26 protein-coding genes and 1 pseudogene are annotated in these 26240 nt (G+C 60.5%); 23 read left to right on the top strand and 4 right to left on the bottom strand.

Going from position 1 to position 26240, the window contains the following annotated elements; translation table 11 throughout:
• The first annotated feature begins 83 nt into the window (after nucleotides 1-83).
• From cbiE to ACM6JQ_RS03475, 10 genes are all read left to right on the top strand, one after another.
• The gene (cbiE, locus tag ACM6JQ_RS03520) at nucleotides 84-1295 is read left to right on the top strand and encodes a precorrin-6y C5,15-methyltransferase (decarboxylating) subunit CbiE (protein WP_095113535.1); all 1212 of its coding nucleotides are present in this window, start codon (nucleotides 84-86) and stop codon (nucleotides 1293-1295) included.
• Complete coding sequence (locus tag ACM6JQ_RS03515) at nucleotides 1288-2385, top strand: cobalt-precorrin-5B (C(1))-methyltransferase (protein WP_095113534.1); 1098 nt, start codon at nucleotides 1288-1290, stop codon at nucleotides 2383-2385. Before cbiE ends, ACM6JQ_RS03515 begins: the two co-directional genes overlap by 8 nt.
• Nucleotides 2382-3110, top strand: a complete 729-nt coding sequence (locus ACM6JQ_RS03510; protein WP_095113533.1) for a cobalt-precorrin-6A reductase — start codon at nucleotides 2382-2384, stop codon at nucleotides 3108-3110. The genes ACM6JQ_RS03515 and ACM6JQ_RS03510 overlap by 4 nt, the downstream gene beginning before the upstream one ends.
• Before the next feature lie 159 nt (nucleotides 3111-3269).
• On the top strand, nucleotides 3270-3572 hold the full coding sequence (locus ACM6JQ_RS03505) for a type II toxin-antitoxin system RelE/ParE family toxin (RefSeq protein WP_122606498.1): 303 nt from the start codon (nucleotides 3270-3272) through the stop codon (nucleotides 3570-3572).
• 3 nt (nucleotides 3573-3575) lie between these two features.
• On the top strand, nucleotides 3576-3866 hold the full coding sequence (locus ACM6JQ_RS03500) for an addiction module antidote protein (RefSeq protein ID WP_007914567.1): 291 nt from the start codon (nucleotides 3576-3578) through the stop codon (nucleotides 3864-3866).
• Nucleotides 3867-3963: 97 nt separating this feature from the next.
• A complete protein-coding gene (locus ACM6JQ_RS03495) occupies nucleotides 3964-4362 on the top strand; it encodes a DUF2946 domain-containing protein (protein WP_007914565.1) in 399 nt (132 codons plus the stop codon).
• A 48-nt stretch (nucleotides 4363-4410) separates the two neighbouring features.
• The gene (locus tag ACM6JQ_RS03490) at nucleotides 4411-4890 is read left to right on the top strand and encodes a copper chaperone PCu(A)C (protein WP_007914562.1); all 480 of its coding nucleotides are present in this window, start codon (nucleotides 4411-4413) and stop codon (nucleotides 4888-4890) included.
• 21 nt (nucleotides 4891-4911) lie between these two features.
• Nucleotides 4912-5358, top strand: coding sequence for a DUF2946 domain-containing protein (locus ACM6JQ_RS03485; protein ID WP_414893229.1), 447 nt, complete (start codon nucleotides 4912-4914; stop codon nucleotides 5356-5358).
• A gap of 85 nt (nucleotides 5359-5443) precedes the next feature.
• The gene (locus ACM6JQ_RS03480) at nucleotides 5444-7564 is read left to right on the top strand and encodes a TonB-dependent copper receptor (RefSeq protein ID WP_414893228.1); all 2121 of its coding nucleotides are present in this window, start codon (nucleotides 5444-5446) and stop codon (nucleotides 7562-7564) included.
• A gap of 101 nt (nucleotides 7565-7665) precedes the next feature.
• Complete coding sequence (locus ACM6JQ_RS03475) at nucleotides 7666-9039, top strand: PepSY-associated TM helix domain-containing protein (RefSeq protein WP_414893227.1); 1374 nt, start codon at nucleotides 7666-7668, stop codon at nucleotides 9037-9039.
• A gap of 43 nt (nucleotides 9040-9082) precedes the next feature.
• Here the strand turns inward: ACM6JQ_RS03475 and ACM6JQ_RS03470 are convergent, their stop codons facing one another.
• The gene (locus tag ACM6JQ_RS03470; protein ID WP_414893226.1) at nucleotides 9083-9412 is read right to left on the bottom strand and encodes a hypothetical protein; all 330 of its coding nucleotides are present in this window, start codon (nucleotides 9410-9412) and stop codon (nucleotides 9083-9085) included.
• 318 nt (nucleotides 9413-9730) lie between these two features.
• Between ACM6JQ_RS03470 and ACM6JQ_RS03465 the strand changes: the two are divergent.
• From ACM6JQ_RS03465 to ureC, 12 genes and pseudogenes are all read left to right on the top strand, one after another.
• Nucleotides 9731-11008, top strand: a pseudogene (locus ACM6JQ_RS03465) (TonB-dependent receptor); the annotation flags it as partial.
• A 247-nt stretch (nucleotides 11009-11255) separates the two neighbouring features.
• The gene (gene urtA / locus ACM6JQ_RS03460; RefSeq protein ID WP_007914554.1) at nucleotides 11256-12521 is read left to right on the top strand and encodes an urea ABC transporter substrate-binding protein; all 1266 of its coding nucleotides are present in this window, start codon (nucleotides 11256-11258) and stop codon (nucleotides 12519-12521) included.
• A 331-nt stretch (nucleotides 12522-12852) separates the two neighbouring features.
• A complete protein-coding gene (urtB, locus tag ACM6JQ_RS03455; RefSeq protein WP_414893225.1) occupies nucleotides 12853-14355 on the top strand; it encodes an urea ABC transporter permease subunit UrtB in 1503 nt (500 codons plus the stop codon).
• Entirely contained in the window at nucleotides 14355-15434 is a 1080-nt protein-coding gene (urtC, locus tag ACM6JQ_RS03450; protein WP_414893224.1) for an urea ABC transporter permease subunit UrtC, read from the top strand. The genes urtB and urtC overlap by 1 nt, the downstream gene beginning before the upstream one ends.
• Nucleotides 15431-16300, top strand: coding sequence for an urea ABC transporter ATP-binding protein UrtD (urtD, locus tag ACM6JQ_RS03445; protein WP_007918913.1), 870 nt, complete (start codon nucleotides 15431-15433; stop codon nucleotides 16298-16300). Before urtC ends, urtD begins: the two co-directional genes overlap by 4 nt.
• A gap of 143 nt (nucleotides 16301-16443) precedes the next feature.
• Nucleotides 16444-17142, top strand: coding sequence for an urea ABC transporter ATP-binding subunit UrtE (urtE, locus tag ACM6JQ_RS03440; protein WP_007918914.1), 699 nt, complete (start codon nucleotides 16444-16446; stop codon nucleotides 17140-17142).
• Between the two features lie 43 nt (nucleotides 17143-17185).
• On the top strand, nucleotides 17186-18025 hold the full coding sequence (locus ACM6JQ_RS03435) for an urease accessory protein UreD (RefSeq protein WP_414893222.1): 840 nt from the start codon (nucleotides 17186-17188) through the stop codon (nucleotides 18023-18025).
• A gap of 330 nt (nucleotides 18026-18355) precedes the next feature.
• Entirely contained in the window at nucleotides 18356-18658 is a 303-nt protein-coding gene (gene ureA / locus ACM6JQ_RS03430; protein WP_003221215.1) for an urease subunit gamma, read from the top strand.
• Between the two features lie 9 nt (nucleotides 18659-18667).
• Complete coding sequence (locus tag ACM6JQ_RS03425) at nucleotides 18668-19201, top strand: GNAT family N-acetyltransferase (RefSeq protein WP_414893221.1); 534 nt, start codon at nucleotides 18668-18670, stop codon at nucleotides 19199-19201.
• 5 nt (nucleotides 19202-19206) lie between these two features.
• Nucleotides 19207-19740 carry a GNAT family N-acetyltransferase gene (locus ACM6JQ_RS03420; protein ID WP_016984790.1) on the top strand — a complete coding sequence of 178 codons (534 nt, stop codon included), beginning with the start codon at nucleotides 19207-19209 and terminating at the stop codon, nucleotides 19738-19740.
• Nucleotides 19740-20045, top strand: a complete 306-nt coding sequence (locus ACM6JQ_RS03415; protein ID WP_007915947.1) for an urease subunit beta — start codon at nucleotides 19740-19742, stop codon at nucleotides 20043-20045. Before ACM6JQ_RS03420 ends, ACM6JQ_RS03415 begins: the two co-directional genes overlap by 1 nt.
• Nucleotides 20046-20247: 202 nt before the next feature.
• Nucleotides 20248-21948 carry an urease subunit alpha gene (gene ureC / locus ACM6JQ_RS03410; RefSeq protein ID WP_194935505.1) on the top strand — a complete coding sequence of 567 codons (1701 nt, stop codon included), beginning with the start codon at nucleotides 20248-20250 and terminating at the stop codon, nucleotides 21946-21948.
• A 186-nt stretch (nucleotides 21949-22134) separates the two neighbouring features.
• On the opposite strand, the gene ACM6JQ_RS03405 is transcribed toward ureC, so the two are convergent.
• Entirely contained in the window at nucleotides 22135-22440 is a 306-nt protein-coding gene (locus ACM6JQ_RS03405; protein WP_016984795.1) for a chaperone modulator CbpM, read from the bottom strand.
• Nucleotides 22441-22463: 23 nt separating this feature from the next.
• The gene (locus ACM6JQ_RS03400) at nucleotides 22464-23414 is read right to left on the bottom strand and encodes a DnaJ C-terminal domain-containing protein (protein WP_414893220.1); all 951 of its coding nucleotides are present in this window, start codon (nucleotides 23412-23414) and stop codon (nucleotides 22464-22466) included.
• Between the two features lie 291 nt (nucleotides 23415-23705).
• Between ACM6JQ_RS03400 and ACM6JQ_RS03395 the strand changes: the two genes are divergently transcribed.
• Entirely contained in the window at nucleotides 23706-24980 is a 1275-nt protein-coding gene (locus ACM6JQ_RS03395; protein ID WP_095113524.1) for an Hsp70 family protein, read from the top strand.
• A gap of 123 nt (nucleotides 24981-25103) precedes the next feature.
• Here ACM6JQ_RS03395 and ACM6JQ_RS03390 read toward each other — a convergent pair whose 3' ends face one another.
• The gene (locus tag ACM6JQ_RS03390; RefSeq protein ID WP_007915933.1) at nucleotides 25104-26117 is read right to left on the bottom strand and encodes an AI-2E family transporter; all 1014 of its coding nucleotides are present in this window, start codon (nucleotides 26115-26117) and stop codon (nucleotides 25104-25106) included.
• Between the last annotated feature and the right edge of the window lie 123 nt (nucleotides 26118-26240).

Below are 26240 nucleotides of genomic sequence, written 5' to 3'. Positions count from 1 at the left end.
GGGCGAAGGCGCGGTATTATGCCTGCTTTGTCCGCTGGCATGAAAAGACTGCCCGTCGGAACGGCGTGTTTAGAGGAATATAGATGTCACCCTGGCTGACGGTAGTGGGAATCGGTGAAGACGGCTTCAAGGGCCTGGGCAAAAACGCCCGGCGTGCCCTACTGGGCGCCTCGCGGATCGTCGGTGGCCAGCGTCAACTGGATTTGCTGCCGGTGTGTATTCGCGGCGAACGGCAATTGTGGCCCAGCCCGTTTGCCCTCGCGCCCGTGCTGGCGCAGCGTGGCGAAGCGGTCTGCGTATTGGCCAGTGGTGATCCGATGTTTTACGGCGTCGGTGCCAGCCTCGCCCGCCAGGTGCCGAGCGAAGAGATGCTGATCCTGCCAGCGCCGTCGTCCTGTTCACTGGCTGCCGCTCGTCTCGGCTGGCCGTTGCAGGAGGTGGTGACGCTGTCGCTGCTGGCCCGGCCACTGGCGGCACTCAATGCACAACTGTTCAGTGGCGTGCGTCTGTTGTTGCTAAGCAACGACGGCCAGAGTCCGACTGCTGTTGCGCAATTGCTCCGTGAGCGCGGATTTGGTTCGAGTCGCCTGAGCGTGCTTGAGCACCTTGGCGGTGACGCCGAACGGCGCATCGACAGCACCGCCAATGCCTGGAATGCGACGTCGGTGGCCGACCTCAATGTCATCGCTATCGAATGTCTGGCCGACGCCGACGCCCCGCGCCTGTCACGTTTGGCCGGACTGCCGGATTCGGCATTCCAGCACGACGGCCAGTTGACCAAGCGCGACGTACGCGCCATCACCCTCGCCCGTCTCGCCCCGACCCCCGGCGAACTGCTCTGGGATGTCGGCGCCGGCAGCGGTTCGATCGGCATCGAGTGGATGCGCGCGCACCCGAGTTGCCGCGTCTTGGCCATTGAAGCCGACGAAGGTCGCCAGCAATTGATCGAACACAACCGCGATGCGCTGGGTGTGCCCGGTCTGCAATTGATTCGCGGCAAGGCACCGCAGGCGCTGGCCGGACTGGAGCGCCCGGACGCGATTTTCATCGGCGGCGGCGTGACCCGTGAAGGCGTGTTCGAAACCTGCTGGGAACAGCTCAAACCCGGTGGCCGTCTGGTCGCCAACGCGGTGACCCTGCAAAGCGAAGTGGCCCTGATGAATTGGCGCGAACGTTACGGTGGCGAGCTGACGCGTATCCATGTCGCCCAGGCGCAACCGCTCGGCGAATTCGACACTTGGCGTCAGGCGCTGCCAATCACCCTGCTCGATCTGGTCAAACCCCTCGATGCGTGACGAAACTGCCGAACAACCCGCGCCCCTGCGCAGCGGCCTGACCACCGGCAGCTGCGCCACCGCCACCAGCCTTGCCGCCGCACGCTTGCTGCTCGGCGGGCTGTCCGCCGATGCAGTGCAGATCGTGTTGCCGAAAGGCAAACAGGTGCAGATGCGCCTGGAGTTCTGTCGTTTGACCGACGACGGCGCCGAGGCCGGGACGATCAAGGATGCCGGTGACGATCCCGACGTGACCCACGGTGCGCTGCTCTACTCGCGGGTGCGGCTGCTGAGTGAGCCGGGAATTCGCTTCAATGCCGGTGCTGGCGTGGGCACCGTGACTCGGCCGGGGCTGGTGCTCGGCGTTGGTGAGCCGGCAATCAACCCGGTGCCGCGCAAGATGATCAGCGATCACCTGAGCCTGCTCGCCGCCGAGACCGGCTACGGCGGCGGCTTCGACGTCACTGTCAATGTCGAGGGCGGCGAAGCGCTGGCGCTGAAAACCATGAATCCACGGCTGGGCATTCTCGGTGGATTATCGATCCTCGGCACCAGCGGCATCGTCCGGCCGTTTTCCTGCGCGGCTTACATCGCCTCGATCCATCAGGGCATCGATGTGGCGAAAACCAACGGTTACCTGCACATCGCCGCCTGCACCGGCAACGCCAGCGAAGACACCATGCGTCGGGTCTACAACCTGCCGGAAATCGCCCTGATCGAAATGGGCGATTTTGTCGGTGCAGTGCTCAAGCATGTGCGCAAAGTGCCTGTGGATAAACTCAGCCTGTGCGGCGGCTTCGGCAAGATCAGCAAACTGGCCGCCGGGCACATGGATCTGCACTCGCGGCATTCGAGTATTGATTTGCCGCAACTGGCGGAGTGGGCGGCGGCGATTGGCGCCGATGCGGCGTTGCAGCAAGGCATTCGCGAGGCCAATACCAGTCAGCAGGCATTGGCCATGGCCAGTGCGGCGGGGATCGCCCTCGGTGATGAAGTCTGCCGCCATGCGCTGAATTTCGCCCGCAGCGTGGTGCCCGCGCAGGTGCAGGTCGAGGTGTTTGCGATTGATCGTCAGGGCGGGATCGTCGGGCATGCCGGAGGTTCTGCATGAAGCGGATTTTGCTGCTCGGCGGCGTCACGGAAGCGCTGGCAATTGCTCGCACGCTGGGGGCAGAACATATCTATAGCCTCGCTGGCGTTGGCCGAGTACCGACCGACCTGACCTGTCAGGTGCGCGTCGGTGGCTACGGGGGCGCTGAAGGTCTGGCGCAATTCATTCGTGACGAAGGCATCGACCTGTTGCTCGACGCCACGCATCCCTATGCCGCACAGATCAGCCAGAACGCCGCGACCGCCGCGCGACTGAGCGGCATCCCCTGCTGGGCTTTGCGCCGTCCGGCATGGCAGCCGCAACCCGGTGATGACTGGCGCGAAGTCAGCGACTGGGCCGAGTTGATCGCGACCCTCAAGCCGTTTCGCCGACCGCTGTTCACCCTCGGCCGAGAACCGCTGCAGCACCTCAATGAAATCCCTCAGGACCAGTTCTGGACTCTGCGCGCCCTCGACGTTTACCCGGGCAATGAACGCTGCGAAGTGATCGGTGCGCGTGGGCCGTTTCTGCTTGGGGATGAGCGCGCACTGTTCGAGCGGAGGCAGATCGATGTGTTGATCAGCAAGAACAGCGGCAGCACCGCCACCGAGCCGAAGCTGGAAGTGGCGCGTGAACGTGGGGTGCCGGTGATTGTGTTGAAGCGTCCGGGGTTGCCAGAGGTTGATCGGGAATTTCGATCAGCGTCTGAAGTCCTTGAAGCCCTGACGACGTCAGACTTTTCCTGACTTCGAATTTATTTGCGAATTTACCTGCAATTTTTGAGGACGCAGCCGACTGTTTTTCACTACATCCTCACCCCAATACTTCGGTTCCTTTAATCCCGACAAGCAGACAGCCAAGAAAAGCGGCTTGCCAGCTTGTATCCCAAGGAATACGATCCCGACATGATCGCTTTTGAACGATCCCGCATATTTTCCGAATGGCTCGACTCCTTGAAAGACATCAAAGGGAAAGGCCGAATCATCTCCAGAATTAAAACAGCCGAAAATGGCAACTTCGGTGATTGCGGGTTCGTCGGTGACACTGTTTATGAAATGCGTGTTCATTACGGCCCCGGTTACAGGATGTACTTCACACGCAAAGGCGAAGTGATTTATCTACTGCTGATCGGGGGCGACAAATCGACACAAAAAAGAGATATCAAACGCGCCGTGCAGATGGCTCATAACATCGGAAATGAGGAGTAAATCATGACCGAAGAATTCGCCCGTTTTGACGCCGCCGAGTACCTCAAAACTCCCGAGGACATGGCGGCGTATCTGGATGCCTGTTTTGACGACGATGAAGGCGACGGCGTCCTTATCCGTGCAGCGCTCAATGACATCGCCCGGGCTCAAGGCATGACACAAGTGGCGCGGGATGCAGGTTTGGGCCGCGAAAGTCTTTATAAAGCGCTGAGTAGCACTGGCAATCCCGAATTCGCAACTATCATGAAAGTCATGAAGGCTCTGGGTTTGCGATTGCATGCCGTAACACTGTGAACGCGCTGCGACACCAAACCGCACGACGCTTTTTTACTTATCGGCCCTGATCAGGCTAAATAGCCGCGCCTGATCGCCCACCCAATGGATCTGTCCCATGAACCGACACCGGCTAGCAATTGCCTGGATCGCCTGCTTTGCAGTGCTGTTCAACATGCTCGCCATGCCGATGACCGGGGCGATGGCGCAGGCGGCCAATTCACCGGCCGAACAGTTGCTCTGGAGCAGTTTCTGCACCGGCAGCGGGACCAAGATGGTGGCGATCAACATCGGCGCCACCGATCAGAAGGCCCCGAGCAACGACACTCATTCGAACATGCAGCATTGCTGGTGCTGCTCGGGCTCGGCACCGTTGGTGGCGTTGCCGGGGCATTCGCCGCAGCTTTACTTCGCCCGTTATGAAAGCAATCGCAGTGTGGCGCCCGCCTCGTTGCAAACACCCACGCCGCGCCAGCAATGGCCGAGTCTCAATCCCCGCGCCTCCCCTCTGGTTTGATTTGTTCGCGCAATTGACCTGCGTTTCAAATCGTTCTGGAGAACTGCCATGTTGAACAAACTCATCGTCGTCGCTGCGCTGCTGTTGCCGGCGTGCTTTGCTCATGCCCACGAATACAAGGTGGGCGAACTTGAGATCGCCCATCCGTGGTCGCAAGAGTTGCCGCCAAATGCGCCGACCGTTGCTGCCTATTTCATCATTCACAACGCCGGCAAGACGGACGATCGCCTGCTCAGCGTCGACTCGCCCATCGCCCCGGAAGCGCAACTGCACGAACACGTCATGCAGGGCGATCTGATGAAGATGCAGCAGGTGCCGAGCGTGGCCATTCCGGCCGGCGGCAACGTGACATTCGCGCCGATGGCCTATCACGTGATGCTGCTCAACCCGACCGATCGCAGCCTGCTCAGCGACGGCAAGCGCTTCCCGCTGACGATGCATTTCGAGAAGGCCGGTGACGTCACCGTCGACGTCTCGGTGCAGAAGAAACCGCCGGAAACCACGCAGGCCCACGCGCACGCCCAGTAAGCCTTCCGGCAGACTCCGCCCATGCGCCCGCAGAGCGCCAGGCCCTCCCGGCAACGCCGTCAGAATCAAACTCTGAGTCGCGGCAGCTGGATCGCCCTGTTCGCCATGTTGATGATCTTCATCGGCCCACTGATTTCTCAGTCGATGCCGATGGATCAACACGTCTCGACATCGATGCCGATGAGCATGGACATGTCGATGGACATGCCGGGCATGGATCACAGCGGCCATGATGCAAAGCCCAGCGCCGAACACTGCCCACCGCAATCCTCGCACCACGTGTTGTGGGAAAAGTGCGGTTATTGCAGCCTGCTGTTCAATTGCCCGGCACTGACCGGCGGCGGTGATTTCGTCGCCTGCAACATCCCGCCGCTGAACACCTTCACCCCACCCTCCCCACGCCTGGGCCACGCCCGGCAGACCTTCTTCCCCGGCGCCCGCAGCCGCGCCCCGCCCGTCGCAGCGTAAACACCGCACCTCTGATTGCACACGGTGGAGAAGACAGCTTCAGGCTGCCGGCCGTGTCGTTTACGACTGTTTGATGGAAATTGTCATGTCCAGGTTTACTGCTGTTCCACGCTTGGGTTCTGCCCCGGCGTCCTTCGCTCTGAACGAATCGCGGGTTCGTTTCAGGCACGCTACCGCCGTCCTTTGCGGCGTTCTGCTGTCCCCGCTGGTGCTGGCCGATGATCACGCCGCGCACAACGAAGAACTCAGCCCGACGGTGATTACCGCAATCGCCCCGAGCTCGCCACTGACCATCGTCACCAATCCAAAAGATCCACGCCAACCAGTGCCGGCCAGTGACGGCGGCGATTATCTGAAAACCATTCCGGGCTTCGCACTGGTACGCAATGGCGGCACCAACGGCGATCCGGTGCTGCGGGGCATGTTCGGCTCACGCCTGAACATTCTCACCAACGGCAGCATGATGCTCGGTGCCTGCCCGGGCCGGATGGACGCGCCGACTTCGTACATCTCGCCGGAAACCTACGACAAACTGACCGTGATCAAAGGCCCGCAAACCGTGCTTTGGGGTCCGGGCGCGTCGGCGGGTACGGTGCTGTTTGATCGTGAGCCGGAGAGCTTCGGCGAACTCGGCACCCGCGTGAACGCAAGCATTCTGGCTGGCTCCCACGGACGTTTTGACAAGGTTGTCGACGCCGCTGCCGGTGGCCCGTTGGGCTACGTGCGAGTAATCGGCAACACCGCGCATTCCGACGACTACCGCGACGGCAACAACGACATCGTCGCCTCGCGCTACGACAAGTGGAACGGCGACATTGCGGTCGGCTGGACCCCGGACGCCGACACTCTGATCGAGCTCACCGCCGGCAAGGGCGATGGCGAAGCGCGCTACGCCGGACGCGGCATGGACGGCTCGCAGTTCCTGCGCGAGAGCCTCGGTTTGCGTTTCGAAAAATCCAATATCACGGACGTGCTGGAGAAACTCGAAGCGCAGATCTACTACAACTACGCTGACCACGTTATGGACAACTACACCCTGCGCACGCCGTCCGGCACCGGCATGATGGCGGGGCCGATGGCGTCCAATGTCGACCGCCGCACCCTCGGCGCGCGGATCAAAGCGACCTGGCGCTGGGCTGATATTCAGTTGATCACCGGCCTCGACGCGCAGACCAACGAGCACCGCCAGCGCAGCGGCATGGGCATCGACACCTACAAGGATCAGCCGTACAGCAAGGACGCCGATTTCCATAACTACGGCGTGTTCAGCGAAATGACCTGGTACGCCGCCGACCGTGATCGCCTGATCACTGGCGCCCGCGTCGACCGCGCTTCGGCCAAGGATTACCGGCAAACCACCGGCTCGGGAATGATGACTCGCCCGAACCCGACCGCCGACGACACCCGTGCCGATACCCTGCCGAGCGGTTTCGTCCGTTACGAGCATGACCTCGCCGACAGCCCGACCACGCTCTATGCAGGCCTCGGCCACGCGCAACGCTTCCCGGATTACTGGGAGCTGTTTTCGCCCAAGTCCGGCCCGGCGGGATCGGTCAACGCGTTCGATTCGATCAAACCGGAGAAGACCACCCAGTTCGACTTCGGCGTGAACTACAAGCGCGCCGACCTCGAAGCCTGGGCCTCGGGTTACATCGGTGTAGTCCGCGATTACATCCTCTTCGACTACTCCCCGGGAATGATGGGCATGAGCACCTCGCGCGCCGAGAACATCGACGCGCGAATCATGGGCGGTGAACTCGGTGCCGCGTACAAACTCACCGATAACTGGAAAGCCGATGCGACCCTGGCCTACGCCTGGGGCAAGAACAGCAGCGACGGCACGGCCCTGCCGCAAATGCCGCCACTGGATGCACGCTTCGGTCTGACCTATAGCGAAGACAACTGGAGCGCCGGCGCACTGTGGAGGGTGGTTGCCGCGCAAAACCGTATCGACCAGAACAAGGGCAACGTGGTCGGCAAGGATTACGACAAGAGTTCGGGCTTCGGCGTGTTCTCACTCAACGCTGCCTATCGGATCAACAAGAACTGGAAGGTCAGCAGCGGCGTCGACAACCTGTTCGGCAAAGCTTACGCCGAACACCTGAACCTGGCGGGCAACGCCGGGTTCGGCTACCCGGCCAATGACCCGCAAGCGATCAATGAGCCGGGGCGCACGCTCTGGACCAAGGTCGACATGAGTTTCTAACAAGAAAAGTCAAAAGATCGCAGCCCGCATGTACCCCTGTAGGAGCTGCCGAAGGCTGCGATCTCTTGATCTAGAAAAATTCGCCCAGCGGAGCACACGTGATGAAACAGCCCAAACCGAATTTCTACAACCTGGCCTGGCGTTGGCATTTTTACGCCGGTCTCTTCGTCGCCCCCTTCATGGTGATGCTGGCCCTGACCGGCATCATTTACCTGTTCAAACCGCAACTCGATTCGCTGATGTACAGCAGCCTGCTCAACGTCCCCGCAGGGCATCACACTGTCCCGGCCGATGACCTGCTGCAACGAGTGAAAAGTGCCTATCCGCAAGGCCAGGTCACCCAGTACCTGCCGCCAGTGAACGCCGAACGCAGCGCACAGTTTGTGGTGAAAAACGCCGGCCAGGAACTCAACATCTTCGTCGATCCGTACCACGGCGACATCCTTGGCGAACAGGATGCCAAGCAAAACCTGCAGGCCATTGCCCGGGCGATCCACGGCGAATTGATGATCGGCACCGTCGGTGACCGCCTTATCGAAATGGCCGCCGGTTGGGGCGTGGTGCTGGTGGTGTCCGGCCTGTTCCTGTGGTGGCCGCGCGGTCAGGCCGCGGGGATTCTGTGGCCGCGGTTGAACAGTCGCGGTCGCGTGTTGTGGCGTGACCTGCACGCGGTCACCGGGTTCTGGGGCGCGACCTTGCTGCTGGTGATGTTGCTCAGTGGCATGACCTGGACCGGCTTCTGGGGCAAGCAATACGCGCAGGTGTGGAACGTGTTCCCGGCGGCGATGTGGGACAACGTGCCGACCTCCGACGTCGAGGCTCGAACCCTTAACAGCGCCACCCGCCAGACCGTGCCTTGGGCGATGGAAAACACGCCGATGCCGATGTCCGGCGATCACGCCGAACACATGAACCACGGCGCCACCAACGCTGGCCCCGCAGCACCCGCCATCAGCCTGCAAGACGTGCAAAACATCGCCACCCAGCGCAAAGTCGAGCCGGGCTACAGCATCACCCTGCCGACCACTGCCACCGGCGTGTTCACCATCGCTGTGTTCGCCGATGACCCGCGCAACGATGCGACCCTGCACGTCGATCAATACACCGGCAAAGTGCTCGCCGATGTGCGTTTCGAGCAGTACGGCAGCGTCGCCCGCGCCACGGAAATCGGCGTGATGCTTCACGAAGGCAAAATGTTCGGCACCGTCAACCAGATCGTCGTGCTGCTGATCTGCCTGATGATTCTGCTCAGCGCCGTAAGCGGCGTGGTGATCTGGTGGAAGCGTCGGCCACAAGGCAAATTGGGTGTGCCGCCGCTGCGTCATGATTTGCCGAAGTGGAAAACCGGGGTGGTGATCATGTTGGCGCTGGCGGTGGTGTTTCCGCTGGTGGGGGCTTCGCTGGTGGTGGTGTGGTTGCTGGACAAGCTGTTCTTGGCTCGATTCAGTCAGCAGGCTGCGGATTTGACGCATTGATCTAACGTGCGCGGGTGATTTACATCGCCCGCGCCTTCATCCATTAGCAATCTCCCACCTTCAAGTGTCCATTGCAGTTGTTGAGAACGGGCACTTGGGTAACGTCAACCGTAACGTCATCTTGAGGAGCGTAAACCCCGTTATTTTGTTTACACATGACTTTGATATCGCAATTACGAGCAACTGACTTGGATTCCGCCGCTTCAGGGATAACTTTCGAACCACTACTTATTGACTTACATGACTGACGTGCCGGTGCATCTATCCATGCCTGTTGGCAAGTCGGAAAGGTGTAGCCAGCAATCGCACTTAATGGAAAAACAAACAACGAACAAATTACGGCAACGCCGATTCCAGGGCCTATCGTGTTCATGGCACAACTCCTTCGTTTGTGAGCAAAGCCTTACTTTTCAGAAACAGCCTATCGTTGAACACCCGGTCTCGGACACTGTTATAAATGACGGTTTTTTAGACTGTCTGGTAATTTGGATGAGCCGATAATGAGATTATCTGCATGAACAAAACACGCTCGCATTCCCCCATCAATTGCGCTCAAGTTGATCATGAGTAATCCGAGATGCGCATTTTAGGCTGGTCTATAGAATGCCGGGGCTTATAAGCCGGCAAACTTTAGTGTTACTGCATAACGCAATTTGCCTTTTAGCTCGCGGCCAATAGCTGCGGACATTCTTTTGAAGATCGATGGACACGCCTGACCAGCGACTGGCAAATCAACGATGCCGTCAGCGCCAGCAACGAGCTCTACTACTTCAAGGCCCAGCACCGCTGGCAGAACGCCGAGAACTTCAACTTCGACGCGGGCAGTCAGCAACTGAGTCGCAGCGGTTACTTCGGCATCGGCCACAAGCAGGAACAGGTTGGTGGTCGTCAGACGTTCACCTTCGAGCACTCGCTGTTCGGCCTCGACAGCCAGACCGTCACCGGCGTCGATTACAACCGCATCCGCTTCCAGCTCGACAGCAACTCGCCGTTCAACGATGTGCTGCCGAACGGTCAGCCATTGGATCTGCATCCCCCACAAAGTAGGTATTTCGAGAGTGCCGATCCGTACCGCGATCAGTTCGACAGCACCACCAGACAGATGTCGGGGTTCGCCGAAAAACGCACGCAGTTTGGCGAGCGCTAGTCGTCGGTGACCGGCGTGCGTCGCGATTATGTGCATGTCGATCGTAACGACTTGACCGATGGCAGCCAGAGCGACCATACCCTGACCGGCAACAACTGGAAGGCCGGTCTGGTGTTTGCTCTGACGCCCGAGACGTCGCTCTACGGCCAAGTGGCAACCAGCACTGATGGCATCGGCGGTTTGATCTCTCTGAACCCGAGCCAGCAGCAATACGATCTATCGACCGCCCGCCAGACCGAAATCGGCCTGAAGCAGTTGTTCTGGGATCAGCATGGCGAGTTCACCCTGGCGGCGTATCGCATCGTCAAAAAGAAACTGCTGACTGACGATCCGGGCAACCCGACGCTCAAGCAGCAGGTCGGCCAGCAATCGTCCAACGGACTTGAAGCCAGCCTTGATCTGCAACTGCCGAACGCCTGGCAACTGCAGGCCAACGCCGCAATTGTGAAGGCCAGGTACGACGACTTCTCGGAAGTGGTCAACGGGCAAACCCCGTCGTATAACGGCAACCGCCCGGTGGACGTGCCGCGACGCACGGCGAATCTGTGGCTGAACAAAGCGCTGACCGATGAGCAGAAGGCCGGCGCCGGCGTACGCTATGTCGATGCGCGGTATGCCGACATGGCCAACCGCAATGAGCTGCCGAGTTACACCGTGGTCGATGCGACGTTGTCGTGGAGAGCTCTGCGCAGTACGACGCTGGGTGTGCAGGTGAACAAACTGTTTGATCGCCGGTATGTGCAAAGCCAATACAATGGCGGGCAGCAGTGGATCCTTGGCGAGCCGAGGTCGTTTCTTGTCACCGCTGATTACACCTTCTAATCCAATCCCCTTTAGGAGTTGCCGCAGGCTGCGGCAGTTCAGGGATCGGTTCGCGCCCCAATCTGGAGCGGCCGCCTGCACCAACGCTCCACGAGCGTCCCTTCATGGTGCATCGCAATCGCGCGCAAGCGCTCTAAACCGACATTTTCCTGCCCAAACCCGACCGGGCACAGCCCTTGCAAAACACCCTTCAGTCGTTCGCATCTGCCAACCAAAAAAAACTTCAAACGTTCATGGAGATCGCACAATGAAGCGTCGCAGTTTGATCAAGGCTTTCACACTCACGGCATCCATTGCCGCGATGGGCATGACCTGGACTGTCCAGGCCGCCGAGACCATCAAGGTCGGGATTCTGCATTCGTTGTCCGGCACCATGGCGATCTCCGAAACGTCGCTCAAAGACATGGCGCTGATGACCATCGACGAGATCAACGCCAAGGGCGGTGTGAACGGCAAGATGCTTGAGCCGGTGGTGGTCGACCCGGCGTCGAACTGGCCGCTGTTCGCCGAAAAGGGCCGGCAGTTGCTGACCCAGGACAAGGTCGCCGTGGTGTTCGGCTGCTGGACCTCGGTGTCGCGCAAATCGGTATTGCCGGTGTTCGAAGAGCTCAATGGCCTGTTGTTCTATCCGGTGCAATACGAAGGCGAAGAGATGTCGCCGAACGTCTTCTACACCGGCGCCGCGCCTAACCAGCAGGCGATCCCGGCGGTTGAATACCTGATGAGTGAAGAAGGCGGCAGCGCCAAGCGCTACTTCCTGCTCGGTACCGACTACGTCTACCCGCGCACCACCAACAAGATCCTGCGCTCGTTCCTGCATTCCAAAGGCGTCGCCGACAAAGACATCGAAGAGGTCTACACGCCGTTTGGTCACAGCGACTATCAAACCATCGTCGCCAACATCAAAAAATTCTCCGCCGGTGGCAAGACTGCGGTCATCTCGACCGTCAACGGCGACTCCAACGTGCCGTTCTATAAAGAGCTGGCCAACCAGGGTCTGAAGGCCACCGACGTACCGGTTGTAGCGTTCTCGGTCGGCGAAGAAGAACTGCGCGGCATCGACACCAAACCGCTGGTGGGCAACCTCGCGGCGTGGAACTACTTCGAGTCGGTGGAGAACCCGCAGAACAAGAAATTCGTCGCTGACTGGAAGGCCTACGCGAAGAAACACAACCTGCCGGGCGCCGACAAAGCCGTGACCAACGACCCGATGGAGGCTACTTACGTCGGCATCCACATGTGGGCGCAAGCAGTTGAAAAAGCCAAATCCACTGACGTCGACAAAGTCCGCGAAGCCCTTGCCGGCCAGACTTTCGCGGCGCCGTCGGGCTACACCTTGACCATGGACAAGACCAATCACCACCTGCACAAACCGGTGATGATCGGCGAGATTCAGGCTGATGGTCAGTTCAACGTGGTGTGGCAGACCGAAGGGCCGATCCGTGCGCAACCGTGGAGCCCGTTCATTCAGGGCAACGACAAGAAGCCGGATTATGCGGTGAAGAGCAACTGAGGCGGATTCAGTTTTTGAGGCGGGCTTTAGATTCCCCCCCCTCACCCCAGCCCTCTCCCTCAGGGAGAGGGGGAAAGGGAGCCGATCTTCATGCCTTTCAAAGCCTGAGTTCGGCTCGAATTCGCAGGTCGCAGCACATCGTTCAAACACCTCGGTCAGTCCCCTCAATTTCAAGAGGGAGAGGGGGAAAGGGAGCCGATCTTCATGCTTTTCAAAGCCTGAGTTCGACTCGAATTCGCAGGTCGCAGCACATCGTCCAGACACCTCGGTCAGTCCCCTCTCCCTCTGGGAGAGGGTTAGGGTGAGGGGGCGGTTGAACAGGACACCACTAATGCCCACTGCCATACACCGCTTTCTCATAGCCATCGCACTATTGCTGCCAATGCTCGCCCACGCCGGCGATGCCGAAGACTTCGTCGCGGCCAATCCTGTGCAGCAAGCCAAACTGCTGGAAACCTGGGCCGCGCAGCCCGACCCGGCGCGTATCGAATTGCTCAACGCCCTGCAACAAGGCGAGCTGACGATCGACGGCCAACCGAAAACCCTGCGCCTGAACAATCGCCTGCGGGGTCTGATCGACACCGCCATGGCCAGCCATCAATTGCTCGCCGCCGACGCCAAAATCCGTCTGACTGCCGCGCAGCAATTGCAGAAAAGCGCGAAACCCGCGCAGCTGAAATTCCTCGACCAGCAACTGGCTGGCGAAAAAGATGAAAGCGTCCGTGCCGCACTGAGCCTGGCGCTGGCCAATCTGCAACTGGTCGACACTGATCCGGCCGTACGACTCGCGGCGGTGCGATTGCTTGGCGAAACCGGCGACCCACTGGCGCGCACGCGCCTCGAAGGTTTGCTCGAACCCGGCGTCGAAGCCGATGCCGGCGTACGCACGGCGGCCGAAACCAGCCTCGCCCAAGTCAAACGCAAACTGCTGATCGGCGAGATCCTCGGCCAGGCGTTCAGCGGCATGTCGCTCGGTTCGATTCTGCTGTTGGCAGCGCTCGGTCTGGCGATCACCTTCGGCCTGCTCGGCGTGATCAACATGGCCCACGGCGAAATGCTGATGCTCGGTGCCTACTCGACCTACGTGGTGCAGTTGATGTTCCAGCGTTACGCACCGCAAGCGATTGAGTTTTATCCGTTGATTGCGCTGCCGGTGGCGTTCTTTGTCACGGCGGCGATCGGCATGGCGCTAGAGCGCACGGTGATTCGCCACCTCTACGGCCGCCCACTGGAAACCCTGCTCGCCACCTGGGGCATCAGCCTGATGCTGATTCAACTGGTGCGCCTGTTGTTCGGCGCGCAGAACGTTGAAGTGGCCAACCCGGCGTGGCTGTCCGGCGGGATTCAGGTTTTGCCAAATCTGGTGCTGCCGTACAACCGCATCGTCATCATCGCCTTCGCACTGTTCGTCGTCGTACTGACCTGGTTGCTGCTGAATAAAACCCGCCTCGGCCTCAACGTCCGTGCCGTTACCCAGAACCGCAACATGGCCGCCTGCTGCGGCGTGCCGACCGGGCGCGTCGATATGCTCGCCTTCGGCCTCGGCTCGGGCATCGCCGGCCTCGGCGGCGTAGCGCTGAGTCAGATCGGCAACGTCGGCCCGGACCTCGGCCAAAGCTACATCATCGATTCATTTCTGGTGGTGGTGCTCGGCGGTGTTGGCCAGTTGGCCGGCAGCGTGCTCGCAGCCTTCGGCCTGGGTATCGCCAACAAGATTCTCGAACCGCAGATCGGTGCGGTGCTCGGCAAGATCCTGATCCTCGCGCTGATCATTCTGTTTATCCAGAAACGTCCGCAAGGCCTCTTCGCACTGAAAGGACGGGTGATCGACTGATGAACCAGCCTCTGTTAGTCACGGCCACGCAAAAGGCCGGGCCGAAAATCACCCTCGCGATTGGCGCGGTAATCCTCGCTCTGCTGATCGCCCTGCCGCTGCTGTCGTTGTTGTCGCCCGACAATGCGCTGCACATCTCGGCGTACACGCTGACGCTGGTTGGCAAAATCCTCTGCTACGCCATCGTCGCCCTGGCGCTGGATCTGGTCTGGGGTTACGCCGGTTTGCTGTCGCTGGGTCACGGCCTGTTCTTCGCTCTCGGCGGTTATGCGATGGGCATGTACCTGATGCGTCAGGCCGCCGGCGATGGTCTGCCGGCGTTCATGACCTTCCTGTCGTGGAGCGAACTGCCGTGGTACTGGACCGGCACCAGCAGTTTTATCTGGGCGATGTGTCTGGTGGTGTTGGCGCCGGGATTGCTGGCGCTGGTCTTCGGTTTCTTCGCTTTCCGTTCGCGGATCAAAGGCGTGTATTTCTCGATCATAACCCAGGCCCTGACCTTCGCCGGCATGCTCTTGTTTTTCCGCAACGAGACCGGGTTTGGCGGCAACAACGGCTTTACCAATTTCCGCACGATTCTCGGTTTCGGCATCACTGAACCGGGGACCCGCGCGGTGCTGTTTCTGGCGACGGTGTTGTTGCTGGTGGCGAGCCTGTTCATCGGCTGGCGCCTGGCGCAGAGCAAGTTTGGCCGCGTGCTGACTGCGCTGCGCGATGCGGAAAACCGCTTGATGTTCTGCGGCTACGACCCGCGCGGTTTCAAGCTGTTCGTGTGGGTGTTGAGTGCGGTGTTGTGTGGCCTGGCCGGGGCGTTGTACGTGCCGCAAGTGGGCATCATCAACCCGAGCGAAATGTCGCCAACCAACTCCATCGAAGCAGCGGTATGGGTTGCCCTTGGCGGTCGCGGCACGCTGATCGGCCCGCTGCTCGGCGCCGGTGTGGTCAACGGCATGAAGAGCTGGTTCACCGTGGCCTTCCCGGAATACTGGCTGTTTTTTCTCGGCGCGCTGTTCATCGTCGTGACGCTGTACCTGCCCAAAGGCGTGATCGGTCTGCTGAAGAAACGAGGTGAACAATGAGAGTCACGGCGAGCGCTGAATTCATGCTGGAACCGGCCTTCTTTCCCGTCGAACCGAACAAGGACGCCGGCACCAGCCGCGACTCGATCGGCCTCGGCCAGCGCGTCGGCCCGGGCCTCGACACCCGTCACGGCACGATCCTCACACTGGAAGACATCAGCGTCAGCTTCGACGGCTTCCGTGCGCTGAACAATCTCAACCTGTACATCGGCGTCGGCGAATTGCGCTGCATCATCGGCCCTAACGGCGCGGGCAAGACTACGTTGATGGACGTGATCACCGGCAAGACTCGCCCGAGTCACGGCAAGGCGTGGTTCGGCGAAACGCTGGATCTGACTCAAATGAGCGAAGTGCAAATCGCTCAGGCCGGCATCGGCCGCAAGTTTCAGAAGCCGACGGTGTTCGAGGCGCTGAGCGTGTTTGAAAACCTGGAACTGGCGCAGAAAACCGACAAGTCGGTGTGGGCCAGTTTGCGTGCGCGCTTGAGCGGCGAGCAAAAAGATCGAATCAGCGAAGTGCTGGAGACGATTCGCCTGACCACCTCGGTCAATCGTCAGGCAGGCTTGCTCTCCCACGGTCAGAAGCAGTTTCTCGAGATCGGCATGTTGCTGATGCAGGATCCGCAATTGCTCCTGCTCGATGAGCCGGTGGCGGGCATGACCGATGCGGAAACCGAGTTCACGGCTGAACTGTTCAAGTCGCTGGCGGGCAAGCATTCGTTGATGGTGGTGGAGCATGACATGGGCTTTGTCGGCTCGATTGCCGACCACGTCACCGTATTGCATCAGGGCAGCGTTCTGGCGGAAGGCTCACTTGAGCAGGTGCAGGAAAACGAGCGCGTGATCGAGGTTTATCTCGGCCGCTGAAGCTGCAAACACTCATCAAAACTGTGGGAGCTGGCTTGCCAGCGATGAGGCCGGCACATCCAGCATTAATGCCGACTGATCCACCGCTATCGCTGGCAAGCCAGCTCCCACAGGGTTCTGTGTGCAACAGGGAGAATTTGGAAATGCTGCAAGTCGACAAGCTGCACCAGTACTACGGCGGTAGCCACATCCTGCGTGGCCTCTCGTTCGACGTGAAAGTCGGCGAAGTCACCTGCCTGCTCGGCCGTAACGGTGTCGGCAAAACCACCCTGCTCAAATGCCTGATGGGCCTGCTGCCGGCCAAAGAAGGCGTAGTCAATTGGGAAGGCAAACCGATCACCACGTTCAAGCCACACCAGCGTGTTCACGCCGGGATTGCCTACGTGCCACAGGGCCGGGAAATCTTCGGCCGCCTGACCGTGGAAGAGAATCTGCTGATGGGTCTGTCGCGTTTTCCCGGCAGTGAAGCCAAGGAAGTCCCAAGTTTCATCTACGAATTGTTCCCGGTGCTGCTACAAATGAAGCAGCGTCGCGGCGGTGACCTCTCCGGTGGTCAGCAACAGCAGTTGGCGATTGGTCGCGCATTGGCCAGCCGCCCGCGCTTGCTGATCCTCGACGAGCCTACCGAAGGCATTCAACCTTCGGTGATCAAGGAGATCGGCGCGGTAATCAAGAAACTCGCGGCGCGCGGTGATATGGCGATTTTGCTGGTCGAGCAGTTCTACGATTTCGCCGCGGAACTGGCCGATCAGTATCTGGTGATGTCCCGGGGCGAGATCGTCCAGCAGGGGCGCGGTGAAAATATGGAGGCCGAGGGTGTACGCGGGCTGGTAACGATCTAGTACAACGAATTAATCTGTAGCTTCCTAACGATAATTACACACCATGAATTCGACTGTTGCACCTGCCCTGTTTACCCCGAGCTGGCACGCCGCGCTGGAACTCGCTTATGCCCGTTTCGGCGACTGCACGCGCCCGGTCATGCGCCGACACCTCGGGCCGCTGCGGGTGCAAAAGCACCTGTACGCCGAAGGCCCTGAAGTCTGTCAGCACATCATCGTCCACCCGCCGGGCGGGATTGCCGGCGGTGATCGGCTGGACATCAGCGCGCGCGTCGAAGCCGACGCATGGGCGCAGATCACCAGCCCCGGTGCCGCCAAGTGGTATCGCGCGGGTGGGCCGGCGTATCAAAAACTGGATTTGAAAGTGGCAGCCGGCGGGACGCTGGAATGGCTGCCGCAGGAGACCATCGTCTATAGCGCCGCGCAGGCTGAGCTGAGCACTTCGATTGAACTTGAGGGTGACGCACGGCTGTTTTACTGGGATGTGGTGGCGCTGGGTCGCCCGGCCAGTGGCGAACGTTTTGACCACGGGCATTTTCAGGCGCACCTGGATATTCGCCGCGATGGCCGATTGCTCTGGCACGAGCGCCAGCGCATTGTCGGTGATGACGGTTTGCTTGATTCGCCGATTGGCCTGGATGGCAATCCGGTGTTTGCAACGTTGTTGGTGACCGGTGAGATTGAGGCTGAGTTGCTGGAGCGCTGCCGCTCGCTGGATCACCAGGTTCGCGGGGATTTGACGCAATTGCCGGGACTTTTGGTTGCCCGTTGTCTGGCCAGTGAAGCGTTGCTCGCACGGGCCTGGCTCATCGATTTATGGCGCTTGCTGCGTCCGGTGCTTCTGGATCGCGAGGCGGTGTCACCGAGAATATGGAACACCTGAAAGCAACCCTCACCCCCCGCCCTCTCCCGGAGGGAGAGGGAGCCCGACCGAGTCGTTTGAAATGAATTTAACTGACTGAACGAATACCGCTGACTGAACCGGCCATTGAAAACAACCGAGATCAGTCCCCTCTCCCTCGCAAGAGGGAGCCTGACCGAGTCGCTTGAAATGAATTTAACTGACTGAACGAATACCGCTGACTGAACCGGCCATTGAAAACAACCGAGATCAGTCCCCTCTCCTTCGGGAGAGGGCTAGGGTGAGGGGCTGCTCCAACTGGCACCCCACACCGGCAAGAACCTCACAAATCTGCCCTGATGGAACCCCACAATGGACCTGACCCCACGCGAAAAAGACAAGCTGCTGATCTTCACCGCCGGCCTCGTTGCCGAGCGGCGTCTGGCCCGCGGTGTGAAACTCAACTACCCGGAAGCCATGGCCTACATCTCCGCCGCTCTGCTTGAAGGCGCGCGTGACGGCCAGACCGTGGCCGAGCTGATGCACTACGGCACCACCCTGCTCAGCCGTGAACAAGTGATGGAAGGCATCCCGGAAATGATTCCGGAGATCCAGGTCGAAGCGACGTTCCCCGACGGCACCAAACTGGTCACCGTCCACCAACCGATCGTCTGAGGCTACGCCATGACTTACACCATTCGCGACGCCGTCCACGCCGACCTGCCGGCGATCCGCGACATCTACAACGATGCCGTAATCAACACCACGGCGATCTGGAATGAACAGGCCGTCGACCTCGGCAACCGCCAGGCGTGGTTCAGCGCGCGTCAGGCCCAGGCCTATCCGATTCTGGTAATCATCGACGGTGACAACAGCGTACTCGGCTACGCTTCATTCGGTGACTGGCGGCCGTTCGACGGCTTTCGCCATACCGTCGAACATTCGGTTTATGTGCGCAGCGATCAACGCGGCAACGGCCTCGGCCCGCAATTAATGGCAGCGCTGATCGAGCGCGCCAGAACCTGCGACAAACACGTGATGGTCGCCGCCATCGAAAGCGGCAACGCGGCCTCGATTCGCCTGCACGAGCGCGCCGGTTTCGTCATCACCGGGCAGATGCCGCAAGTTGGCACCAAGTTCGGTCGCTGGCTCGACCTGACGTTTATGCAACTGACCCTAAACCCTGGCGCGGAGCCGCCTGACGCCAACAAGGAGTGACACCGATGAACGCCGCCCAACTGCGCCGCGTCAATGCTGAAAGTTTTGCCCATTACCGTCAGGGCCTGATTGATCTGCTGCTTGATGCGGTCGGTTACGGCGCCAGTGTCGGCTTCATGGCCGACCTCGATGCGGCGCAGGCGCGCGCGTATTTCGATGAGGTGCAGGACAACGTCAACAAAGGCAGCGTGCTGCTCTGGGTGGTGGTCAAGGACGAGCAAGTGCTGGCCAGTGTGCAACTGGGTCTGTGCCAGAAGGCCAACGGTCTTAACCGCGCCGAGGTGCAGAAACTGCTGGTGCGCGAACACGCACGGCGTCGCGGTCTCGGTCAGCAATTGATGAGTGCGCTGGAACTCGAAGCGCCCAAACACAAGCGCGGCATGCTCTACCTCGACACCGAGGCCGGCTCGCCCGCCGAAGATTTCTACAAGGCGTTGGGTTACACCCGCGCGGGCCAGATTCCCGATTACGCCTGCGACCCGCACGGTACCTATCGACCGACCGCCCTCTATTACAAGATTCTGCAAGGAGCCCAGTGATGATTCCTGGCGAGTACCAGATCCAGCCCGGCGACATCGAACTCAACGTCGGCCGTCGCACCGTCAGCCTGAAAGTCGCCAACAGCGGCGACCGGCCGATCCAGGTCGGTTCGCACTATCACTTTTTTGAAACCAATGACGCGCTGACCTTTGATCGTGCAGCGAGCCGTGGCATGCGCCTGAATATTCCGGCGGGGACGGCGGTGCGCTTCGAGCCGGGGCAAAGTCGTGAGGTTGAGCTTGTGGATTATGCTGGGCATCGCCGGGTGTTCGGGTTTGCCGGGCGGGTCATGGGTGATCTCTGATATCGGCGTGCACCGCTGCCCCTCACCCCAGCCCTCTCCCGAGGGAGAGGGAGCTGATCACCGATAGCCGACCCACCGCGAACAGTCCCCTCTGCGGAGCTGATCACCGACAGCCGCCCCACCGCGAACAGTCCCCTCTCCCTCTGGGAGAGGGCTAGGGTGAGGGTCGATGGCTCACCACTATTTTCCTGAAGGACGCTGCATGAAAATCTCCAGACAAGCCTACGCCGACATGTTCGGCCCCACCGTCGGCGACAAGGTGCGCCTGGCCGACACCGAGCTGTGGATCGAAGTCGAACAAGACTTCACCACCTATGGCGAAGAAGTGAAGTTCGGTGGCGGCAAAGTTATCCGCGACGGCCAGGGCCAAAGCCAACTGCTCGCGGCCGAAGTGGTCGACACGCTGATCACCAACGCGCTGATCATCGACCACTGGGGCATCGTCAAAGCCGACGTCGGCCTCAAGGACGGGCGCATCGCCGCGATCGGCAAGGCCGGCAACCCCGACGTGCAGCCGAACGTGACCATCGCCATCGGCGCCGGCACCGAAGTGATCGCCGGCGAAGGCATGATCCTCACCGCCGGCGGCATCGACACGCACATCCACTTCATCTGCCCGCAGCAGATCGAAGAAGCGCTGATGAGCGGCGTCACCACCATGATCGGCGGCGGCACCGGACCTGCCACCGGCACCAACGCCACCACCTGCACCTCCGGGCCTTGGCACCTGGCGCGCATGCTTCAGGCCGCCGACGCCTTCCCGATGAACATCGGTCTCACCGGTAAGGGCAACGCCAGCCTGCCCGAGCCGTTGATCGAGCAGGTCAAGGCCGGCGCCATCGGCCTGAAATTGCACGAAGACTGGGGCACCACCCCGGCGAGCATCGACAACTGCCTGAGCGTCGCCGATCAGTTCGACGTGCAGGTGGCGATCCACACCGACACCCTCAACGAATCCGGTTTCGTCGAAACCACCCTCGGCGCGTTCAAGGGCCGCACCATTCACACCTATCACACCGAAGGTGCCGGTGGCGGTCACGCACCGGACATCATCAAGGCCTGCGGCTTCCCTAACGTATTGCCGAGCTCGACCAACCCGACCCGGCCGTTCACCCGCAACACCATCGACGAACACCTCGACATGCTGATGGTCTGCCACCACCTCGACCCGAGCATTGCCGAAGACGTCGCGTTCGCCGAAAGCCGCATCCGCCGCGAAACGATTGCCGCCGAAGACATTCTTCACGACCTCGGCGCATTCTCGATGATCAGCTCCGACAGCCAGGCCATGGGCCGCGTCGGCGAAGTCATCACGCGCACCTGGCAGACCGCCGACAAGATGAAAAAACAGCGCGGCCCACTGCCGCAGGACGGCGAGGGCAACGACAATTTCCGCGCCAAACGCTATATCGCCAAGTACACGATCAACCCGGCGATCACCCATGGCATCAGCCATGAAGTCGGCTCGATCGAAGTCGGCAAATGGGCGGATCTGGTGCTGTGGCGCCCGGCATTCTTTGGTGTGAAACCGACGCTGATCCTCAAGGGCGGTGCAATTGCCGCCAGCCTGATGGGCGATGCCAACGCCTCGATTCCGACACCGCAACCGGTGCACTACCGCCCGATGTTCGCCAGCTACGGCGGCTCGCTGCATGCCACCAGCCTGACCTTTATCAGTCAGGCTGCGCAGGAAGCCGGGCTGCCGGAAGCGTTGGGTTTGAAGAAAAAGATTGGCGTAGTGAAGGGCTGCCGTGACGTGCAGAAAACCGATCTGATTCACAACGACTATCTGCCGAACATCGATGTTGATCCGCAGACCTATCAGGTCAAGGCTGACGGGGTGTTGCTGTGGTGTGAGCCGGCGGAGACGCTGCCGATGGCGCAGCGGTATTTCCTGTTCTAACCAAAAAAAGGCCCTTCGGGGCCTTTTCAATGTTGAGTCAGAAACTCCGCGTTATCGTTCATCGCTGGCAAGCCAGCTCCCACAGGTTCTGCGCCGATCCGAGATCTACATTCCAACGCAAAACCCTGTGGGAGCTGGCTTGCCAGCGATAAGGCCAGCTCAGCCACAACAAGATTTTCAGGCTGACTACTCCACCACCAACCGCCCCAAACGCTGCCGCAACATACGGTTCTCGGCACGCAACTCACGCACCTCCTCCAGCAGGTCCAGCGCCAGCGCAACGCCCTCCCACTCCAGTTCCAGATCACGGCGCAACTTCGCCGCCCGTTTGGCCAACGCCAATTCGTAATCGGTGAAGCGCCACTCCCGGGGCTGCGCGCCCTGAGGTTCGAGGATGCCGTGCTCGACGATTTCGATCACGTAGACGTCCGACAAATCGGCCGCCTCACAGAATTCTGCCAGGTCCAGTTGAACGATCAGGGGGCTGCTCATGATGGGCTACTCCGTCGTCGAATTCAGAAGTTCTCGCGCGGGTTGAACGCGGCTTTCTTCGCCAGTTCCTGCCACAGCGCCTTGACCTCGTCGTCCGAGGCTTTCGGCATCACGGCTTTGAGCTGGACGAACAGGTAACCGCGCTCGCCTGCCTTGTTTTTCAGGCCATGACCCTTGGCGCGCATGCGCTGGCCGTTCTGGCTGCCGGCCGGAACCTTGAGGTTGATCTTGCCGGTCAGGGTCGGCACCGCCACTTCAGCCCCCAGCGCCAGTTCCCACGGTGCCAGCGGCAAGGTGATGATCAGGTTTTCGCCTTCAACATCGAATTTCGGGTGTGGCGCAAAACGAATGGTCAGATACAGGTCGCCATTCGCCCCGCCACCGACGCCCGGTGCGCCCTGGCCTTTGAGGCGGATGCGTTCGCCGTCGGTCACGCCCGCCGGAATTTTCACGTTCAGGCTCTTGCTGGTATTGCTGACGTGCTGGCCGTTGGCGTTGTATTGCGGCACCTGGAAGGTGACTTTCTTCGATTCGTTAGCGAGCGTCTCCTCGAGGAAGATCGGCAGTTCCATTTCCACGTCTTGCCCTCGGCGCCCAGCACTGCGTTGTTGCCGACCTTCGCCGCCACCGAAACCGGGGCCGCGATTGCCGAAGATCGAACTGAAGAAGTCCGAGAAGTCGCCGGTGTCAGCACCGCCGCCGCCAAAGCCACCACGGCTCTGCCAGCCCGGTGGCCCCTGGAACGGCTGACCGTGCTGGCCATAACGGCGCAGCTCGTCATATTCGGCACGTTTGTCGGCGCTTTTCAGCGCTTCATAGGCTTCCGAGGCGTCTTTGAACTTGGCCTCGGCGTCTTTTTCCTTGCTGACATCGGGGTGGTATTTGCGCGCCAGCTTGCGATAGGCAGCCTTGATTGCCTTGTCGTCTGCTGTCGGCTCCACGCCGAGTATCTTGTAATAGTCTTTGAAGTCCATCGAAGGAATCACCGTCCGTTATCGATTTCGCGCCGATGCCAGCATGCGCCGATTCGCGCGTGCCAGGTTGACCGATCTCAAGGTTGTGACCGGGTGGCGCAGCAGAAGTTTATCGGCAGTGGACGGCGGTTCTTGCGACCGCCGGTGGTTCTGCCGGCCCATGCCAGCAAGTTTGGGGCGAAGCTGCGATTTTCAACCAGTTTAGTCGTGAAATAGCAGATGACCGGCCTTCGATTCTGGCGCGCACTGACATACACTGCGCGGCCGTTTTTTTGACCGGAACCGAAAGACATGAAAGACGCCTCTCCAGCCCGTGCCTGCGGCATCGACTTCGGCACGTCCAACTCCACCGTCGGCTGGCTGCGCCCCGGCATGGAAACGATGATCGCGCTGGAAGACGACAAGATCACCCTGCCGTCGGTGGTCTTCTTCAACATCGAGGAACGCCGCCCGGTTTACGGCCGTCTGGCGCTGCACGAGTACCTGGAAGGCTACGAAGGCCGGCTGATGCGCTCGCTGAAAAGCCTGCTCGGTTCCAAGCTGATCAAGCACGACACCAGCGTGCTCGGCACGGCGATGCCGTTCAAGGACCTGCTCGGCCTGTTCATCGGCCAGTTGAAGAGCCGTGCGGAAACCGCCGCTGGTCGGGAATTCGAGCAGGTGGTGCTCGGGCGTCCGGTGTTCTTCGTCGATGACGATCCGCTGGCTGACCAGGAAGCGGAAGACACGCTGGTCGAAGTGGCGCGCAAGATCGGCTTCAAGGACGTGTCGTTCCAGTACGAACCGATCGCCGCCGCCTTCGACTACGAGTCGACCATCGAAAAAGAAGAGCTGGTGCTGATCGTCGACATCGGCGGTGGTACCTCCGACTTCTCGCTGGTGCGCCTGTCGCCCGAGCGTCGTGGCCTCGATAACCGTCACGATGACATCCTCGCCACCGGCGGTGTGCACATCGGCGGGACCGATTTCGACAAACAGCTGAGCCTGCAAGGTCTGATGCCGCTGTTCGGCTACGGCAGCCGCATGAAGAGCGGCGCCTACATGCCGACCAGCCACCACATGAACCTGGCGACCTGGCACACCATCAACTCGGTGTACTCGCAAAAATCCAGCCTGGCGCTGGGCAGCATGCGCTACGACATCGAAGACACTGGCGGCATCGATCGCCTGTTCAAGTTGATCGAACAACGCGCCGGGCACTGGCTGGCGATGGAAGTCGAAGAAACCAAGATCCAGCTGACCCACACCGACAGCCGCCACGTGCCGCTGGACCGGATCGAAGCAGGCTTGAGTGTTGAGCTGACCCGTGCGCTGTTTGAATCGGCGATTGATGCGCTGCTGGAGCGGGTGCGCGGCAGTGTTACGCAGCTGTTGAACGATGCCTGTGTGGCGGTCGATCAGGTCGACACCGTGTTCTTCACCGGTGGTTCGAGCGGGATTCCGGCGCTGCGCAACAGCGTCTCGGCGATGTTGCCGAATGCGCGGCATGTTGAAGGGAATATCTTTGGCAGCATTGGTAGCGGTCTGGCGATTGAAGCGATGAAACGCTACGGCGCCATGAACTGATGATCGTTCCCACGCTCTGCGTGGGAATGCCGCCATGGACGCTCTGCGTCCGCTGTTGAGGTTGTGACGCGGAGCGTCACGGGATGCATTCCCACGCAGAGCGTGGGAATGATCATGGAGTGGTTAGACCATCCCGCCCAGCTTCAACTCACTCTTCAGGTACGCATAATAAATCGGCCCCGCCACCACCCCCGGCAGGCCGAACGCGGCCTCGAACACCAGCATCGCCAACAGCAACTCCCACGACTTGGCACTGATCTGCCCGCCAACGATGCGCGCGTTAAGAAAGTACTCGAGCTTGTGGATAAAAATCAGATAGCCCAGCGCGGCAATCGCCACCCAGATCGACAGTGACAGGCCGACGATGGTGATCAGCGTGTTCGACATCAGGTTGCCGATCACCGGCAACAGGCCGAGCAGGAAGGTCAGCACGATCAGGGTTTTGGTCAGTGGCAACTTGATGCCGAACATCGGCAGGATCACCGCGAGGAAGATCCCGGTGAAGAAAGTGTTGAGCAGGGAAATCTTGATCTGCGCGAAGACAATGTTGCGGAAGGCCTGCACCAGCAAGTGCAAGCGATCAAACAGGGCCGCAGCCAGCGGTTTGCGCTTGGTCACGTCGGGGATGCGCTGCAAGGCAATGATCGCGCCGAGCACCATGCCGATCAGCAGCGTGACGAACATGTGTGCGGCGTCTTTGCCGACCAGTTGCAGGTCAGACAGGTGCTTGCTCATCCACTCGCCAATCGCCACGCGAAACTCGGCAGCACTGGCCGGTAGATAGGCGTCGATGAACGGCGGCAATTGCCCGCGCGCGCGGTCGACCACACCCATGAATTTGTCGAGGGAAGCGCCGGGGTTTTCCGCTTCATGCAGGAGAAAACTGATCGCGCCGGCGAAGATCAACGCCAGCACACTCACCACCAAAGTGCCGAGCAACGCCACCGCCAGCCAACGCGCGCGGCGGCCTTCGATCAGCCGTTGCAGTTGCGGGGTGAGCATGTTGACCAGTTCAAATACCAATAGCCCGGCCAGCAGACTCGGCAACAAGCGCAACGGCAGCACCAGCAGCAAGCCGCCGAAAATTATGATGCAACTGACCCAGAACACTACATGACGCTCAGAAAACGTTGGCATACAGCCTCAAAACGAACGGCGTAAAAGGATTGGCAGTCTGCCAGCGTTCCGGGGTGAGCACTAGAAATATGCGGTGCTTCAGGTCCCCTCACCCTAACCCTCTCCCAAGGGAGAGGGAACCGA

Source organism: Pseudomonas sp. IT-232MI5 (genome assembly GCF_949767845.1).
Lineage (GTDB): Bacteria > Pseudomonadota > Gammaproteobacteria > Pseudomonadales > Pseudomonadaceae > Aquipseudomonas.
The sequence above is the reverse complement of the archived record's forward strand: the minus strand, read 5'-3'. Positions and strand labels throughout refer to the sequence as shown.

Bases quoted from the DNA above. Each gene is read 5' to 3' on its own strand.
- cbiE (WP_095113535.1), top strand. From the start codon at position 84: ATGTCACCCTGGCTGACGGTAGTGGGAATCGGTGAAGACGGCTTCAAG.
- ACM6JQ_RS03500 (WP_007914567.1), top strand. From the start codon at position 3,576: ATGACCGAAGAATTCGCCCGTTTTGACGCCGCCGAGTACCTCAAAACT.
- ACM6JQ_RS03515 (WP_095113534.1), top strand. From the start codon at position 1,288: ATGCGTGACGAAACTGCCGAACAACCCGCGCCCCTGCGCAGCGGCCTG.
- urtD (WP_007918913.1), top strand. From the start codon at position 15,431: ATGAGAGTCACGGCGAGCGCTGAATTCATGCTGGAACCGGCCTTCTTT.
- ACM6JQ_RS03390 (WP_007915933.1), bottom strand. From the start codon at position 26,117: ATGCCAACGTTTTCTGAGCGTCATGTAGTGTTCTGGGTCAGTTGCATC.
- ACM6JQ_RS03395 (WP_095113524.1), top strand. From the start codon at position 23,706: ATGAAAGACGCCTCTCCAGCCCGTGCCTGCGGCATCGACTTCGGCACG.
- ACM6JQ_RS03415 (WP_007915947.1), top strand. From the start codon at position 19,740: ATGATTCCTGGCGAGTACCAGATCCAGCCCGGCGACATCGAACTCAAC.
- ACM6JQ_RS03485 (WP_414893229.1), top strand. From the start codon at position 4,912: ATGCGCCCGCAGAGCGCCAGGCCCTCCCGGCAACGCCGTCAGAATCAA.
- ureC (WP_194935505.1), top strand. From the start codon at position 20,248: ATGAAAATCTCCAGACAAGCCTACGCCGACATGTTCGGCCCCACCGTC.
- ACM6JQ_RS03405 (WP_016984795.1), bottom strand. From the start codon at position 22,440: ATGAGCAGCCCCCTGATCGTTCAACTGGACCTGGCAGAATTCTGTGAG.
- ACM6JQ_RS03400 (WP_414893220.1), bottom strand. From the start codon at position 23,414: ATGGACTTCAAAGACTATTACAAGATACTCGGCGTGGAGCCGACAGCA.
- ACM6JQ_RS03480 (WP_414893228.1), top strand. From the start codon at position 5,444: ATGTCCAGGTTTACTGCTGTTCCACGCTTGGGTTCTGCCCCGGCGTCC.
- ureA (WP_003221215.1), top strand. From the start codon at position 18,356: ATGGACCTGACCCCACGCGAAAAAGACAAGCTGCTGATCTTCACCGCC.
- urtB (WP_414893225.1), top strand. From the start codon at position 12,853: ATGCCCACTGCCATACACCGCTTTCTCATAGCCATCGCACTATTGCTG.
- urtC (WP_414893224.1), top strand. From the start codon at position 14,355: ATGAACCAGCCTCTGTTAGTCACGGCCACGCAAAAGGCCGGGCCGAAA.
- ACM6JQ_RS03495 (WP_007914565.1), top strand. From the start codon at position 3,964: ATGAACCGACACCGGCTAGCAATTGCCTGGATCGCCTGCTTTGCAGTG.
- ACM6JQ_RS03510 (WP_095113533.1), top strand. From the start codon at position 2,382: ATGAAGCGGATTTTGCTGCTCGGCGGCGTCACGGAAGCGCTGGCAATT.
- ACM6JQ_RS03435 (WP_414893222.1), top strand. From the start codon at position 17,186: ATGAATTCGACTGTTGCACCTGCCCTGTTTACCCCGAGCTGGCACGCC.
- ACM6JQ_RS03420 (WP_016984790.1), top strand. From the start codon at position 19,207: ATGAACGCCGCCCAACTGCGCCGCGTCAATGCTGAAAGTTTTGCCCAT.
- ACM6JQ_RS03490 (WP_007914562.1), top strand. From the start codon at position 4,411: ATGTTGAACAAACTCATCGTCGTCGCTGCGCTGCTGTTGCCGGCGTGC.
- ACM6JQ_RS03470 (WP_414893226.1), bottom strand. From the start codon at position 9,412: ATGAACACGATAGGCCCTGGAATCGGCGTTGCCGTAATTTGTTCGTTG.
- ACM6JQ_RS03505 (WP_122606498.1), top strand. From the start codon at position 3,270: ATGATCGCTTTTGAACGATCCCGCATATTTTCCGAATGGCTCGACTCC.
- urtA (WP_007914554.1), top strand. From the start codon at position 11,256: ATGAAGCGTCGCAGTTTGATCAAGGCTTTCACACTCACGGCATCCATT.
- urtE (WP_007918914.1), top strand. From the start codon at position 16,444: ATGCTGCAAGTCGACAAGCTGCACCAGTACTACGGCGGTAGCCACATC.
- ACM6JQ_RS03475 (WP_414893227.1), top strand. From the start codon at position 7,666: ATGAAACAGCCCAAACCGAATTTCTACAACCTGGCCTGGCGTTGGCAT.
- ACM6JQ_RS03425 (WP_414893221.1), top strand. From the start codon at position 18,668: ATGACTTACACCATTCGCGACGCCGTCCACGCCGACCTGCCGGCGATC.